Source organism: Microbacterium sp. (assembly GCF_049650565.1).
Taxonomy (GTDB): Bacteria; Actinomycetota; Actinomycetes; order Actinomycetales; family Microbacteriaceae; genus Microbacterium.
In genome coordinates this window covers 1-13607 of sequence record NZ_JBASAK010000013.1, presented here as the reverse complement: position 1 = coordinate 13607, position 13607 = coordinate 1, and the positions used below count along the sequence as shown (strand labels likewise).

The 13607-nt window shown below is 68.8% G+C and carries 11 protein-coding genes; 2 read left to right on the top strand and 9 right to left on the bottom strand.

Going from position 1 to position 13607, the window contains the following annotated elements:
- Window positions 1-75: 75 nt before the first annotated feature.
- The 7 genes from WA967_RS01965 to WA967_RS01935 are packed head-to-tail and all read right to left on the bottom strand — an operon-like array spanning window position 76 to window position 8218.
- Complete coding sequence (locus WA967_RS01965) at window positions 76-1890, bottom strand: beta-L-arabinofuranosidase domain-containing protein (RefSeq protein WP_424419218.1); 1815 nt, start codon at window positions 1888-1890, stop codon at window positions 76-78.
- Window positions 1887-2963: a Gfo/Idh/MocA family protein gene (locus WA967_RS01960; RefSeq protein WP_424419217.1), complete on the bottom strand. Its 1077-nt coding sequence runs from the start codon at window positions 2961-2963 to the stop codon at window positions 1887-1889. Before WA967_RS01960 ends, WA967_RS01965 begins: the two co-directional genes overlap by 4 nt.
- Window positions 2960-3724 (bottom strand): ThuA domain-containing protein, encoded by a 765-nt coding sequence (locus WA967_RS01955; protein ID WP_424419216.1) that lies wholly within the window; start codon window positions 3722-3724, stop codon window positions 2960-2962. The genes WA967_RS01960 and WA967_RS01955 overlap by 4 nt, the downstream gene beginning before the upstream one ends.
- 27 nt (window positions 3725-3751) lie before the next feature.
- On the bottom strand, window positions 3752-5281 hold the full coding sequence (locus WA967_RS01950) for an alpha-N-arabinofuranosidase (RefSeq protein ID WP_424419215.1): 1530 nt from the start codon (window positions 5279-5281) through the stop codon (window positions 3752-3754).
- Complete coding sequence (locus WA967_RS01945; protein ID WP_424419214.1) at window positions 5266-6354, bottom strand: Gfo/Idh/MocA family protein; 1089 nt, start codon at window positions 6352-6354, stop codon at window positions 5266-5268. The genes WA967_RS01950 and WA967_RS01945 overlap by 16 nt, the downstream gene beginning before the upstream one ends.
- On the bottom strand, window positions 6327-7037 hold the full coding sequence (locus WA967_RS01940) for a ThuA domain-containing protein (RefSeq protein WP_424419213.1): 711 nt from the start codon (window positions 7035-7037) through the stop codon (window positions 6327-6329). The genes WA967_RS01945 and WA967_RS01940 overlap by 28 nt, the downstream gene beginning before the upstream one ends.
- Complete coding sequence (locus WA967_RS01935) at window positions 7034-8218, bottom strand: Gfo/Idh/MocA family protein (protein ID WP_424419212.1); 1185 nt, start codon at window positions 8216-8218, stop codon at window positions 7034-7036. Before WA967_RS01935 ends, WA967_RS01940 begins: the two co-directional genes overlap by 4 nt.
- Before the next feature lie 96 nt (window positions 8219-8314).
- Here WA967_RS01935 and WA967_RS01930 point away from each other — a divergent pair, with 96 nt between their 5' ends.
- Together WA967_RS01930 and WA967_RS01925 are read left to right on the top strand one after the other, a co-directional pair.
- The gene (locus tag WA967_RS01930; RefSeq protein WP_424419211.1) at window positions 8315-9346 is read left to right on the top strand and encodes a LacI family DNA-binding transcriptional regulator; all 1032 of its coding nucleotides are present in this window, start codon (window positions 8315-8317) and stop codon (window positions 9344-9346) included.
- Window positions 9347-9424: 78 nt separating this feature from the next.
- Window positions 9425-11626, top strand: a complete 2202-nt coding sequence (locus WA967_RS01925) for an alpha-galactosidase (protein ID WP_424419210.1) — start codon at window positions 9425-9427, stop codon at window positions 11624-11626.
- A 74-nt stretch (window positions 11627-11700) separates the two neighbouring features.
- On the opposite strand, the gene WA967_RS01920 is transcribed toward WA967_RS01925, so the two are convergent.
- Together WA967_RS01920 and WA967_RS01915 are read right to left on the bottom strand one after the other, a co-directional pair.
- A complete protein-coding gene (locus WA967_RS01920; protein ID WP_424419209.1) occupies window positions 11701-12612 on the bottom strand; it encodes a carbohydrate ABC transporter permease in 912 nt (303 codons plus the stop codon).
- Window positions 12612-13574 carry a carbohydrate ABC transporter permease gene (locus tag WA967_RS01915; RefSeq protein WP_424419208.1) on the bottom strand — a complete coding sequence of 321 codons (963 nt, stop codon included), beginning with the start codon at window positions 13572-13574 and terminating at the stop codon, window positions 12612-12614. Before WA967_RS01915 ends, WA967_RS01920 begins: the two co-directional genes overlap by 1 nt.
- Between the last annotated feature and the right edge of the window lie 33 nt (window positions 13575-13607).

Here is a 13607-nt window from a genome sequence, read left to right as displayed (position 1 = left end):
AGGAGCCCTCCGGCCGCCTGTTCGTGATCGAAGCGGAGGCGGCTGCTGCCGTGTGAGCGAGCCGGCCCGGGGGCGTCAGTGCACGGGGAAGTAGACCGCGTACCGCTCGTCGACGACCTCGTGCAGAGGGACGAAGCGGATGCCGGTCTGCTGGCCCACCGTGCGGTAGCGCGAGTGCCACTGCGACCAGTGCCTCTCATCGTCCGCGGTGAGCAGGTCGGCCGCAGCATCCACCCGGCCGCGCAGCGCGGTCTCCCGGTCGACGAGTCCGGCAAGGACCACGGGGCCCTCCAGGAACGCGACCGTGCCCGGCTCGTCGGGGATCGGTTCGACGCGCACGTCCCACGGCAGGGCGATGTCGACGCTCGCCGTGCCACCGGAGTGCGCCAGCAGCAGGGCGCCGTCGACGATCTCCCATGCGATGCCACCGGAGACCAGCGGCGTGCCGGCGACCCACTCCGGCACGCGCACGCGCACGCGCAGCGCATCCGGGGAATCGATGACGATCCGCACCCGCAGGGCGTGCGGGCGATGCAGATCCCCGGCCTCCCCGGCGTTGGAATCGGGACCGACCTCGTCGGCGTCTCCGGGCAGTTCGACGCTCACCCGGGCGGGGCCGCCGTCGGTGGCCACCTCTGCGTGCGCGGCGATGAACTGCGCGATCGTCAGCGTGCCACCCTCGCCGGAGTAGAAGACGTGCTGCGCGTGCCGGGTGTGCGCCTGCACGAGCGTGCCGTGGCAGCACCAGAAGTCCTCGGTCGCACTGCCCCAGGCCTTGGTCGCCCCGCCTGCCAAGGGCAGGAAGTAGGCCACCATCCCGGTGCGCGGGTTCTGCTGGGCGAGGATGCCGTTGAGCAGATTGCGCTCGATGTAGTCGGCGTAGCCGAGATCACCGGTCCATCGCAGCAGCACGTCGGCCAGGCGGATCATGTTGTAGACCGCACAGTGCTCCTGCGTCTTGTCGCCGCGACGCGCGGCGAACGAGAACGGCGGCGTCCAGATCTCGCCGGAGGTCTGCCCACCGGTGCAGAACGTGCCGCGACGGGTGACGGCCCAGTCCCAGTACGCCTCGACCAGGCGGCGCCAGGTGTCGTCGCCGGTCACCTCGTAGGCGCGGGCGGCGCCGAGGATCTCGGGGATGGTGGTGTTGGCGTGCATGTTCGTGAGGACGTCGCGTCCCCCCAACAGCGGATCGAACAGCGAGCGGTGCCAGTAGCGGTCCAGCAGCTCCCGGTAGATGTCCCGGCCGGTGATCTCCAGCAGGTCCGCCCAGACCTCCAGCATCCCGCCGGTCTCCACATCGAGGATCTGCTGGAACGCCTCATCGTCGATGCCGCGCACCCAGCGCAGCAGGGCCTGCGCGGCCCGGGTCGCGATGGTGAGCGCGCGCTCGTCGCCGATCTCCCGGTGCACGTCGACGAGACCCATCAGCGTCTTGTGCATGTCGTACTGCGGGGCCCAGACATCCAGTCCTCTTTCGAGGCGCTGCAGGAACGAGGGCGGGATCGCCCACATCCATTCGCCGTCGCTCTCGTCCTGGCAGCGTGCCAGTCCGTCGAGCACCTCGTCGATCGCGTTGCGCAGCACCGGGTCGCCGGTCACGGCAACCTCTCGGGCGGCGGCCGACAGCCAGTGCCCGGTGAAGTGGCCGCGCAGCAGCGCGCCGGGCGTCTCCCAGCCCCAGTGCCGGTCCAGGCCGCGTGCCGCCGGGGAGTCGTGCGAGGGCTGCATGTGCCAGAGCTGGTTGCCGATCCCGGCCTGGATGTAGTGGTTCTGCAGCAGCGCTGCCGGCCGCAGTGCGTGCAGGTAGGCGCGGTTCAGGCGGCGGCGATCGTCATAGATCCCGCGGTCGAGCTGCACGGATGCCAGGGGCAGGTGCGACAGGGTCATGAGGGCTCCTCCGAATCGGCGAGCGCGTCGCGTTCGTCATCGGTCGCTGTGAGCAGTGCGGTCTGCCGCGCCTGGGCGAAGATGTCGGCGAGGAGCACGCGCCGGCCCTGCTCCGCGGAAGCGACCGCGGCCTCGACCATGGCGAGGCTCCAGATGTTGCGGTGGATCTCCCCGGACGGTGCGGACCCCCCGTCCAGTGCGGCGACGAACTCGGCCAGTGCGGCATCCAGACCCTCGTCCGCATCGGGCAGCGGGGGACGCTCGACGTCTCCGTCGCGGCTCTGCAGCCGCACGTCGGTCTCGCCGTCCCAGCTCGCCGTACCGCCCACGGCACTGCCGCGCCAGTCACCGTTCCACGACGTCTGCAGGCCGTCGGCGCACCAGCTGCCGGAGTAGGAGAAGCGGGCACCGTCGGCGAACGCGAAGACTGCTTCGGCTGCCGCGTCGCCGTCGTACCAGCTCCACGACGGGTTGAACTCCTCGCAGTACACCGACACCGGCTCGGTGCCCAGCACGAATCTCGCCTGGTCGAAGGTGTGGATCGCCATGTCGATGAGCAGTGGATGCGGCATCCGGTCGCGGAATCCGCCGAACCTCGGATTCTGGAAGAACTGCGCGTCCAGCTGCTCCGCGCCGCCGGCCGTCCGCAGCGCGTCGCGGAAAGCGGTGATGCCTCGCGTGTGCCGGCGCGACTGGCTCGTCGCCACCAGCACACCGCGCGCGCGGCTGAGGGCGGCGAGTCGCAGGGCTTCGGCGACCGTGGGCGTGACCGGCTTCTCGGTGAGCACGGGAACACCCATGCGGACGGCGGCGGAGCTGACCGCCAGATGCGCCTCGGGGATCGTCACGTTGACGACCAGGTCGACCGGCGCCGTGGTGAGGGCCTGCTGCACGTCGGTGAACACCGCGGCGTCCAGCCCGCGCGCGACCACGGATGCCTGCGCCGCCTGCTCGACCACGTCGACGACGGCGCTGACATGCAGATCCCGACGCCGTGCGATCGAGTCCAGCCAGGCCTGTCCCATCCCGCCCGCGCCGACGACGACCACGTCGCGGGTGTCGGCGGTGCTCACAGCGGGCTGCCGTCCCACTCGCGCGGAGTGTCGAAGTCGCCCTCGTGGTACATCCCGATGCGCGGTGCCACGCGCGGCCGGCTCTGGTGAGCCCAGCGGACCGCATTGGCGATCACCCGCTGGATGTTCGCATCGTGATAGACCGGATAGTCCTGATCGCCCGGGGAGAAGTAGAAGATCCGGCCGTGTCCTCGGGAGAAGGTCATCCCCGAGCGGAACACCTCGCCGCCGCTGAAACCCGACACGAACACGAGGTCATCGGGGTTCGGGACGTCGAAGAACTCCCCGTACATCTCCTGCGCGGGAAGGACGATGGGCTGCGCGACGCCTTCGGCGATCGGGTGCGTGGGCGCGATGGTCCACACCAGTTCACGGTCGGTGCCCTGCCGCCAGCGCAGGGTGCACGTGGTGCCCATCAGTCGGATGAAGATCTTGGAGAAGTGCGCCGAGTGCAGCACCAGGAGCCCCATCCCCGAGAGCACGTGGCGGTGCACGCGCTCCACGACCGCATCGGCGACGTCGTCGTGACGCATGTGACCCCACCAGATCAGCACATCGGTGTCGGCCAGGCGCTCCTCGGTCAGCCCGTGCTCGTCGTCGTCGAATGTGGCGGTCTCGACGACGACGTCATCTCCGAGCAGCCGACGCACGCCCGCGGCGATCGTGCCGTGCATCGTGTCGGGATAGATCCGCTGAGGGATCGGATCGTGCTTCTCGTGGTGGTTCTCGCCCCAGACCAGGACGCGGATCGGTGCTGTCATGCGGTGTCCTCCTCGATGTTTCCGGCCTCAGGCCAGCTGCAGCTCCACCGTCGCGAAGGCGTGCGGCGGCAGGGTGAGCGCGAGCGCACCGTCCCGCACGCTCGCCTCCAGCGGAACCGGCGCCACCCGATCGGTGTTCTCGGCGTCGTTGAACGATGTCGTGCTCTCGCCGGTCAGCACGCGGGCGCGCAGAACCCTGGCATCCCGTCCGCGCAGATCGACGTTCACCGTGCAGTCCGCGTCGGCCGACAGGTGGGTCAGCGACAACAGCGCACGATCGTCCTTCACGGATGCCGACAGCGACACCAGCGGCAGGTCCGTCCCGCCCACCACCCGCGACGGCGCCTCGAGCACATGGGCCGCCAGCTGCTCGGCATCCTGATGTCCTTTGTTCATCTCGAACACGTGGTACGTCGGGGTGAGCACCAGTGCGTCGCCGTCGGTGAGGACCATGGCCTGCAGAACGTTCACCGTCTGCGCGATGTTCGCCATCGTCAGCCGCCGGGCGTACCGGTGGAAGATGTCGAAGTGCAGTCCCGCCACAAGCGCGTCGCGCACCGTGTTCTGCTGGAACAGGAAGCCGGGGTTCGTGCCCTCCTCGGCGTTCCACCAGGTGCCCCACTCATCGCACACCAGGCTCACGCGGTTGTGCGGGTCGTAGGAGTCCATCACGGCCACGTGCCCGCGGATGACGCGTTCCATGTCGGCGGCGTAGGCCATCGTCTCGTAGAACTGCTTCTCGTCGAACCCGGTGGCGTCCTCGGTGTTGATGCCCGATCCGGAGTGCGTGTAGTAGTGGAAAGACACCGCCTGGTAGGGCAGGTTCCCGTAGAGGGTGCAGCCGTGGCATTCCATCAGCGTCTTCATCAGCACGCGCGTCCACTCGAGGTTGTCCTCGTTGGCGCCGGCCGCGATGCGGGTGAGCCTGTTGGCACCGTGATTGTGGCAGAACGTCGCATAACGGCGGGCCTCTTCGGCGTAGTGCGCGGCAGACATGTTGCCGCCGCATCCCCACGCCTCGTTGCCCAGCCCCCAGAACGGCACCTTCCACGGCTCGTCGCGCCCGTTCTGCCTGCGCAGTCGTGCCATCGGACTGTCGTCGTCGCGGGTGAGGTACTCCACCCAGTCCGCCATCTCCTGCACGGTGCCGCTGCCGACGTTGCCGTTCACGTAGGCGTCGGTGCCCAGAAGGTCGCAGAGGTCCATGAACTCGTGGGTGCCGAAGTGGTTGTTCTCCACCACATCGCCCCAGTTCGTGTTCGCGATGTGGGGGCGCTGCTCGCGCGGGCCGATGCCGTCGCGCCAGTGGTAGGTGTCGGCGAAGCAGCCGCCCGGCCAGCGCAGGTTGGGGATGTCGAGTGCGCGCAGCGCCTCGACGATGTCGAGACGGATGCCGCGCTCGTTCGGGATCGGTGAGTCCTCGCCCACCCAGAAGCCGTCGTAGATGCACCGGCCGAGGTGTTCGGCGAAGTGCCCGTAGATGTGCCGGCTGATGCGATGTCCGGTGACGTCGAGGTCGACCACCGCGCGCGCGGATGCGGTCACAGCATCCGCCATTCCCGCTCGGCGGTCAGCGGCACCAGCGGCGGACGCCCGGCCGTGGTGGTGAGCTCGATGCGCTCGCCGGTGCGTGCGGACTCCAGCAGCGAGGTCATGATCTCCAGTACATGCAGGGCGATCGAGCCGTCCGAGCGCGACCCGCCGGCCACGAAGTCGAGCAGGCCGATGCCGCGCCCGCCGTTCTCGTAGCCCGCGCTGGTCGGCAGTGTGCTCCACGCGTTCTGCCCTGGTCGGCGCAGGCGCACCTCGCCGGTGAACATGTTCGGGTCGGGGAGCGAGAGCGTGCCGGTCTCGCCGTGCACCTCGATGGGAGCCGCCTGTGTGGCCGCCGCGTCGAAACTGAACGTCACGGTGGAGATCGCCCCGTCGGTGTGCTCCAGCACACCGGTGACGTGCGTGTCGACCTCGACGGGGATCTCCTCGCCGGCGCGCACTCCGGATGCGATCCGGCGCACGGACTTCGGCCTGGACGACGCCCCCGCCACGCGCTTCACCGGGCCCAGCAGGTGGAACAGCGAGGTCAGGTAGTACGGACCCATGTCCAGCAAGGGGCCACCGCCCTCGCGGTAGTAGAAATCGGGGTTCGGATGCCAGGCCTCATGGCCGGATGACACCCAGGTGGCCACCGCGGAGACCGGTCGGCCGATCTCGCCGGCGTCCACAGCCGCCCGTGCCGTCTGGATGCCGGTGCCGAGCACGGTGTCGGGCGCGCAGCCCACCCAGGCGGTCTCGGTCGCCGACGCGACGATGGTGCTCGCGTCGGTCATCCCGGAGGCCAGCGGCTTCTCACCGAAGACGTTCTTGCCGTGGCTCAGGGCCGCCAGTGCGACCTCGGCGTGTGCGGCGGGGACCGTGAGGTTCAGCACGGTCTGCACGTCCGGGTCAGCGACGAGTTCCTCGACCGACAGTGCGCGACAGCCGTCGAACCGGTCGGCCACGGCTGCGGCCCTGGCCGGGTCCAGGTCGGCGGCTGCGGCGATCCGCACGCCGGGGTGGGCGCCGAGCGTGTCCAGGTACTGCGCGGAGATGACTCCGAGTCCGACTATTCCGATACCGTGCGGCTGGCCCACAGCATTCCTCTCTCGATGATCGTTCGTACGTTGATGTCGCGCAGCACGACGGGGCTGTGCCCCGGCGTCGCCACGAAGACGCGTCCTGCACCCCACTCACGGGTCCACACGGCGGGCGAGGTGATCGGGCGGTGCCACGGGTGGTACGGCTGCACGGGGTGCGTGGTCGTGGCGAGGACGTCGTTGAGATCGTCCGTGAGAACCCAGTACTGCTCGGTGCGCAGGGTGAAGTCCTCAAGGCCGTCCATGATCTGGTGGCCGCGGCCGAGGTCGGTCAGATCGACGGTGTAGCAGAGGAAGTTGTCGGATTCGTCGCCCTCGCACGAGTCCGGGTGCTTCGACGGATGCGTGGCGAACTGGCCGCCGATGAGCTGCAGATAGTCCGAGCTGTTGCGGTACGAGTCGGCGATCCCGCCATGCCAACCCGCCAGTCCGGTGCCGCGTTCGACGGCACGGCGCAGGCCCTTCAGTGCGTCGCCCGATATGTCGGACATCGTCACGGACTGCACGATGAGGTCGGTGGCCTCCATCGCGGCCTCGTCCGCGTAGACCTCGTTGGAGTTCTCGACCCGCACGTCGAATCCGTTCTCCTGCAGGAACGGGATGAACATGTCGGTCGCCTCGACCGGACGGTGTCCCTCCCACCCCCCTCTCACGACGAGCGCGTTTCGTGTCGCGGTCATGCTCGTGCTCCTTCCACTGCGGTGTATCGGCTGTCGGATGCTGCGCTCGCCTCGACCGCGGCGAGCACGCGCTGCACGCGCGCCGCTTCGGCGAAGCCGGGACGTGCGGGGACGCCCTCGGTGATCGCGCGCACGAAGTCGACGGACTGATGGGTGAAGAGGTGCTCGTATCCCAGGCCGTGGCCTGCCGGCCACCAGGCGCCGGCGTAGGGGTGCTCGGGTTCGGTGGCGTCGATCCGCCGGAAGCCCTGCTCGTCGGACGGCAGCTGCCCATCGTGGAACTGCAGCTCGTTCATGAACGAGAAGTCGAACGCGACCGAGCCGAGCTCGCCGTTGACCTCGATGCGGTTCGCGTTGCGGTGGCCGGCGGCCATGCGCGTCGCCTCGAAGACGCCGAGGGCGCCGTCGGCAAAGGACGCCGTGAACGCCACGGCGTCGTCGACGGTGACCTGCTCGCGTGGGGCGTCCGCGTCGGCGCTGCCGCCCAGGCCGACGTGCTCGGTGAGGCGGGGGCGGGATTCGACGAAGGTGCGCAGCGTGGCGGACACGCCGGTGATCGCCGAGCCGGTCAGCCACTGTGCGGTGTCGATGCTGTGCGCACCGATGTCGCCGAGGGTGCCCGAGCCGGCGCGCGTGCGATCGAGACGCCAGGTGAACGGCGCGTCAGGGCTGGTGAGCCAGTCCTGCAGATACTGGGCGCGCACGTGGCGGATCCGCCCGAGTCGGCCGTCGTCGATGAGCTTCTTGGCCAGGGCCAGGGCGGGTGTCCGGCGGTAGCTGAATCCGCACATGCTGACCACGCCCTGCTCGGCTGCCGCTGCCGCGGCATCCGCCATCCGATCGGCCTCGGCGACGTCGTTGGCGAGCGGCTTCTCGCACAGCACGTGCTTGCCGGCCGCGAGGGCGGCGACGGCGATCTCGGCGTGCGTGTGACCGGGAGTGCAGATGTCGACGATGTCGACGTCGTCACGGGCGATCGCGCTGCGCCAGTCCGAGGAGGACTCGGGGATGCCGAACTCCTCGGCCGCGGCGGCGGTGCGCCCCGCGTCGCTGCCCACGAGGAGGGCTGCTTCCGGAGCAGGTGACAGGTCGAAGAACCGTGGCGCGGTGCGCCAGGCGTGGGCGTGCATGCGCCCCATGAAGCCGGTGCCGATGATGGCCACGCGCAGTCGTGTCGTCATTGATCTTCTCTCTCGTCCTCGAAAGTCCTGTGCGGATCGCGGGAAACGATGCCACGTGCTGTGGCGGATGTCTCAGAAATTGCGCAAAATAGTTCCGTGCCCTTCCCTCCCCGCGTCACGCTCGCGCACGTCGCCGAGGAGGCGGGGGTCAGCATCTCGACGGCATCCCGTGCGCTGCGTGGACGCGGCGACATGTCCGCAGACACTCGCACACGTGTGCTGCGGGCCTCCGCGGCACTGGGCTACACGTTCGCCGGGGAGTCGCGTGGTCGGCCGCGCGGGGGGACATCCCGCGTGCTGGACCTCGTGCTGGGTCATTTCCACGACCCGTACACGGATGAGGTCACGGCAGGCGCGCGCACCACGGCCGCCGGGTTGAGCTACGACCTGGTGCTCACCACGGACCGCCCTGATCCGAGTGATGACTGGACGGATCGCATCCGTTCGCGCGGGACAGCCGGGGTGATCCTGGGACTCATGGTTCCGACCTCCGCGCAGATCGCGCTCATGCAGCGGGCCGCGATCCCGCTCGTGCTGCTCGAGCCACCGGGGGAGCCTGTAGTCAGACTGCCGAGCATCCGCACCACTGACCACGCCGGTGGCGTGGCCGCGGCAGAGCACCTGATCGACCGCGGCGTGCGGCGCTTCGTCGTCATCGGTGGGTCCCCGCCGTATCGCTACGGGCGCGCCCGCGTGGAGGGGTTCCTTACCGCTCTGCGACACCGGGTGCCGGGGGCACCCGTGAAGCGCGGCGACGCGGACTGGGGCGCGGTCGATGCCTGGAAGGCAACGGCCCGCGCGCTCACGGAGCTGGGAGGGGAGGGGCCCATCGGCCTCTTCGCCTGCTCCGACGAGATGGCGGCCGGCGCATACCGCGCCATCGCTGAGGCGGGGCTCGGAGTTCCTCGCGACGTGCTGGTGATCGGATTCGACGACGTGCGCGGTGCGCGCTGGCTTCATCCTTCTCTGACGACGATCCGGCAGCCCATCCGCGAGATGGCGGCCGCCGCCGTGCGAACGCTGGTGCAGGCGGTCGAAGGGATCGACATCGGCGCGCAGCGTGTCGAACTGCCCACCGAACTCGTCGCCCGCGGCTCGACGAGGGCGACCTTCCCTGTGCCGGGTTGAGTACTCGACACATGTCGAAGATTCAGAGATCGATCTCTGAATCTTCCTTTCTAGTGACCTCTTGAGCATGATGGAACCATGCCTGCACCTCGAATCATTCATCTCACCGCCGCGGACGTGTCGGTCATCGTCCTCCAGGACGACGACCGCCTGCCGGTGATCCTGCACTGGGGTGCGCTCATCGACGCCACCGATGCGGAGCTGGCGTCGTTCGCCGAGGCGGAGGAACGCCCCGGCTTGAGCGGAATCTCGGACCTTCCGTACCGGCCGTCGGTCCTGCCCGAGCACTCCGCGGGCTGGTTCGGACGCCAGGGCGTCGAGCTGCATCGGGCCGGGGCGGTCTGGGCGCCGCGATTCGCCGTGCGATCGATCACGCTCGACGGCACCGAGATCGGCACCGGGGTGACGCAGGCCTCAACCGGTCTGCTGGTGGTCAGCGCCGAGGACGAGTGGGGGCAGATCGGCGTGATGGCGGAGATCGATCTCACCTCGGATGGGCTGTTGCGGATGCGCGTCGAGGTGCGCAATGCGGCCGCTCCGGGAGGCGACCTGCTGGACCTGCAGGCCGTCACGCCCGCTCTGACGATCCCGACCAGGGCCGACGAGGTGCTCGACTTCTCGGGCCGTTGGGCGCACGAGCGCATCCCGCAGCGGCGGGAGATCGTCCAGGGCGTCCACTCCCGGCAGTCGCGTCGGGGCCGCACGGGGTTGGACGCCACGACGGTCATGGCCGCGGGAGTGAAGGGCTTCTCAGCCGGGCACGGCGAGGTCTGGCTCTGCCATGTGGGTTTCAGCGGAGGTCATGAGCACGCGCTCGAACGCAGCGACGGACACCTGGCGTTCCGGGGCGGCGAGGTCCTGCTGCCAGGTGAAGTGCGCCTGGCTGCGGGTGAGACGTACACGTCGCCTTGGATCTTCGGCAGCTACGGAATCGGACTCGACAGTGCCTCGGCGCGCTTCCACAACCACGTGCGGGCGACCTCTCGCGCCTCGCGTCGACCGCGCCCAGCGACACTGAACGTGTGGGAGGCGGTCTACTTCGAGCAGGATCACGGCGTGATCACCGCGCTCGCCGAACAGGCCGCAGACCTGGGGATCGAGCGCTTCGTCCTGGACGACGGCTGGTTCCTCGGCAGGAAGAACGACCGGGCGGGTCTCGGCGACTGGTCGCCCGATCCCGGCGCGTGGCCCGACGGTCTTCGTCCGCTGGCCGACCGCGTGCGCGAGTTGGGGATGGAGTTCGGGCTCTGGGTGGAACCGGAGATGGTCAACGAGGACTCCGATCTCGCCCGTGCCCATCCCGACTGGATCCTGCGGGCGCGCCCCGAGCTGCCGCCGCTGTTCCGGTTCCAGCAGGTGCTCGACCTGACAAACCCCGATGCCTACGCGCACATCCTCGGCGTGCTGGACGGGCTGGTCAGCGACATCGGTGTCGCGTATCTGAAATGGGATCACAACCGCGATCTCATCGAGGCGGGCCATCCCGGGACCGGGACGGCAGCCGTGCACGAGCAGACGCTGGCGCTGTACCGCCTGATCGACGAACTGCGCGAACGGCACCCCGAGCTCGAGATCGAGAGCTGCGCATCGGGCGGTGGCCGGGTGGACCTCGGCATCCTCGAGCGCACCGATCGTGTGCACCCGTCCGACAGCCACGACCCCGTGGACCGGTTCCACATGCTGCGCTGGACGGGACTGCTGGTCCCGCCGGAGATGTTGGGATCGCACGTGGCGTCCGCCGTCTCGAGCACCACCGGCCGTACCCACGACCTGCATCTGCGCTGTGCGGTCGCGTTCCTCGGGCACTTCGGCATCGAATGGGACATCCGCGGGATCACGCAGCAGGAGCGCGACACGCTGCGCGAATGGATCGCCGTGTACCGACGGCTGCGCGACGTCATCCAGACCGGCAGGCAGGTGGCGGGCGGCGAGTTCGATCCTGCCGCGCCCACGATGCGCGGCGTCGTCGCGCACGACGCGACCGAGGGGCTGTACACGATCATCACGCCGCCGACCACGGCCGACACCCGTTCGCGCGTGCGATTTCCTGGACTGGACGACAGGCGGCGCTACCGGCTCACCGTCAGCCGACCGGAGAGCGTCGGCCCGCCCTGGCAGGTCGGCGAGTGGCTGCGCGACGCGCCGACCATCGCATCCGAGATCGATGAGCCGAACGCCGGGACCGTGTACTCCGGGTCGATGCTGAGCGCGGTCGGGCTCGAGTTCCCCACCTTCCATCCCGACCGTGCTGCGGTGGTCCACCTGCGCGCCGTGGACTGAGGACGAAGGCCAGGATGAAGCGGTGCCGCCCTGGTCTTGATGTGGGCGGCACCGCTTCCTGGGTTCGGGTGTCGTCAGCCCTTGAACGCGCCGTCCATGATGCCGGCGACCATCCGCCTTCCGACGAAGAAGAACACCACCAGCAACGGCAGCGTCGCCAGGAACGAGCCGCCCATGCTCAGCGCGAGGTCGATCGAGCGGTTCGCCTGCAACTGCTTCAGGGCGATCTGCACGGTGAACAACTCGGGGGACTTCAGCACGATGAACGGCCACATGAAGTCGTTCCACACCGCAGTGAACGTGATCAGCCCGAGCACGAAGGCCGCAGGGCGCACGACCGGGAACCCGATCCGCCAGAACACCTGCCAGCTGTTGCAGCCATCGATGCGCGCGGCCTGCATGAGCTCATCGCTCAGCGTGGTCGCCATGTGCTGGCGCATCCAGAAGATGCCGAACGCGCTCGCCAAACCCGGGACGATGATCGCCTGCAGCGTGTCGACCCAATCCAGCCACGAGATGATCAGGTACTGCGGGATGACGCTGAGCTGTGCAGGCACCGTCATCGTCAGCAGCACGATCAGAAACAGCACATTGCGGCCGGGGAACTGCAGCTTGGCGAACGCGAACCCCGCCAGCGCGCACAGAATCGCGGCGACCACGGCGATCGTCAGGGAGACGATCACGCTGTTGATCAGGGACTGGAAGAACGGGACGGTGTCGAACACCTTCGCTGCGAGGTCGAAGAACGCCGTGCCGGGGTACAGCCGCGGCGGACTCGACGTGACGGCGGAGGCCCCGGCCGAGGCGATGACGAACATGTAGTAAAGCGGGAACACGCTGATCAGCACCGCGACGACGAGCATCACGTACACGGGCCACGGCACATGGCCGACGCGACCGCCGCGTCGGCGGCGAGCGGCCTTCGCCGGCATCGCCTTCACGGGCAGCGGGCGGAGCGGGGTCGCCTGGTCTACGACGTCGGACATCAGTCGGCCTTCCGGGTGCGTGTGGTGAAGTAGAAGTTGATCAGGGAGACGATCACGACGATCACGAACAGCGCGACGCCGATCGCCGAGCCGTAGCCGAACTCGAACTGACCGAAGCCCTGCTCGTAGAGGAACAGCGCCAGCGTCTGGCACTGCCGCCCGCCGCCGCAGGTCAGACCCGACTCCGGCGCCACCAGCAGCGGCTCGGTGAAGATCTGCAGACCGCCGATGGTCGACATCACCACGGTGAAGATGATCATCGGGCGCAGCGATGGGATGGTCAGGTGGATGAACTGCTTCCAGCTCGAGGCGCCGTCCACCGAGGCCGCCTCGTACATCTCGCGCGGCATCGCCTGCAGGCCGGCGAGGTAGAGCAGGGTGTTGTACCCGAACCAGCGCCACATCACCATCGAGGAGATGACGATCCACGAGCCCACCTGTGAGGAGAGGAAGTTGACGGCGTCCTGTCCGAGCAGGCCCAGCACCCAGTTGATGAGGCCGAAGTTCTTGTCGAAGATCTGCGCGAAGACCAGCGCAGTGGCGGCCACAGAAGTGATGTAGGGGACCAGCAGCGCCATGCGGAAGAAGTTGGCCATCTTCAGCGCGGCGTGGTTGAGCAGGTGCGCGAGGCCGATCGCCAGCAGCAGCTGCGGGATCGTCGAGATCAGGAAGATGCCGAAGGTGTTGACGAACGCGTTCCAGAACCGGGGGTCCTGGAAGAGCCGCTCGAAGTTCGCCAGTCCGACGAAGGTCTGGTCGCCGATCGGATTCCAGTCGAACAGCGCGACGTAGAAGGTGAACAGCAGCGGGAAGAGACCGAAGATCGCGAAGATCACGAAGAACGGGGCGATGTACAGGTAGGGGGCGAGCCGCTCGGGGAGGGTCTGTCGGATCCGTGTCGACGGCGGACGCTCGCGTCGGCGCGTCTTGACGATGGGGATGGCGGTTGCTGTCGCGGTCATCTTCTTACCTCGATCGGGGTGGTGGCTCCGCGG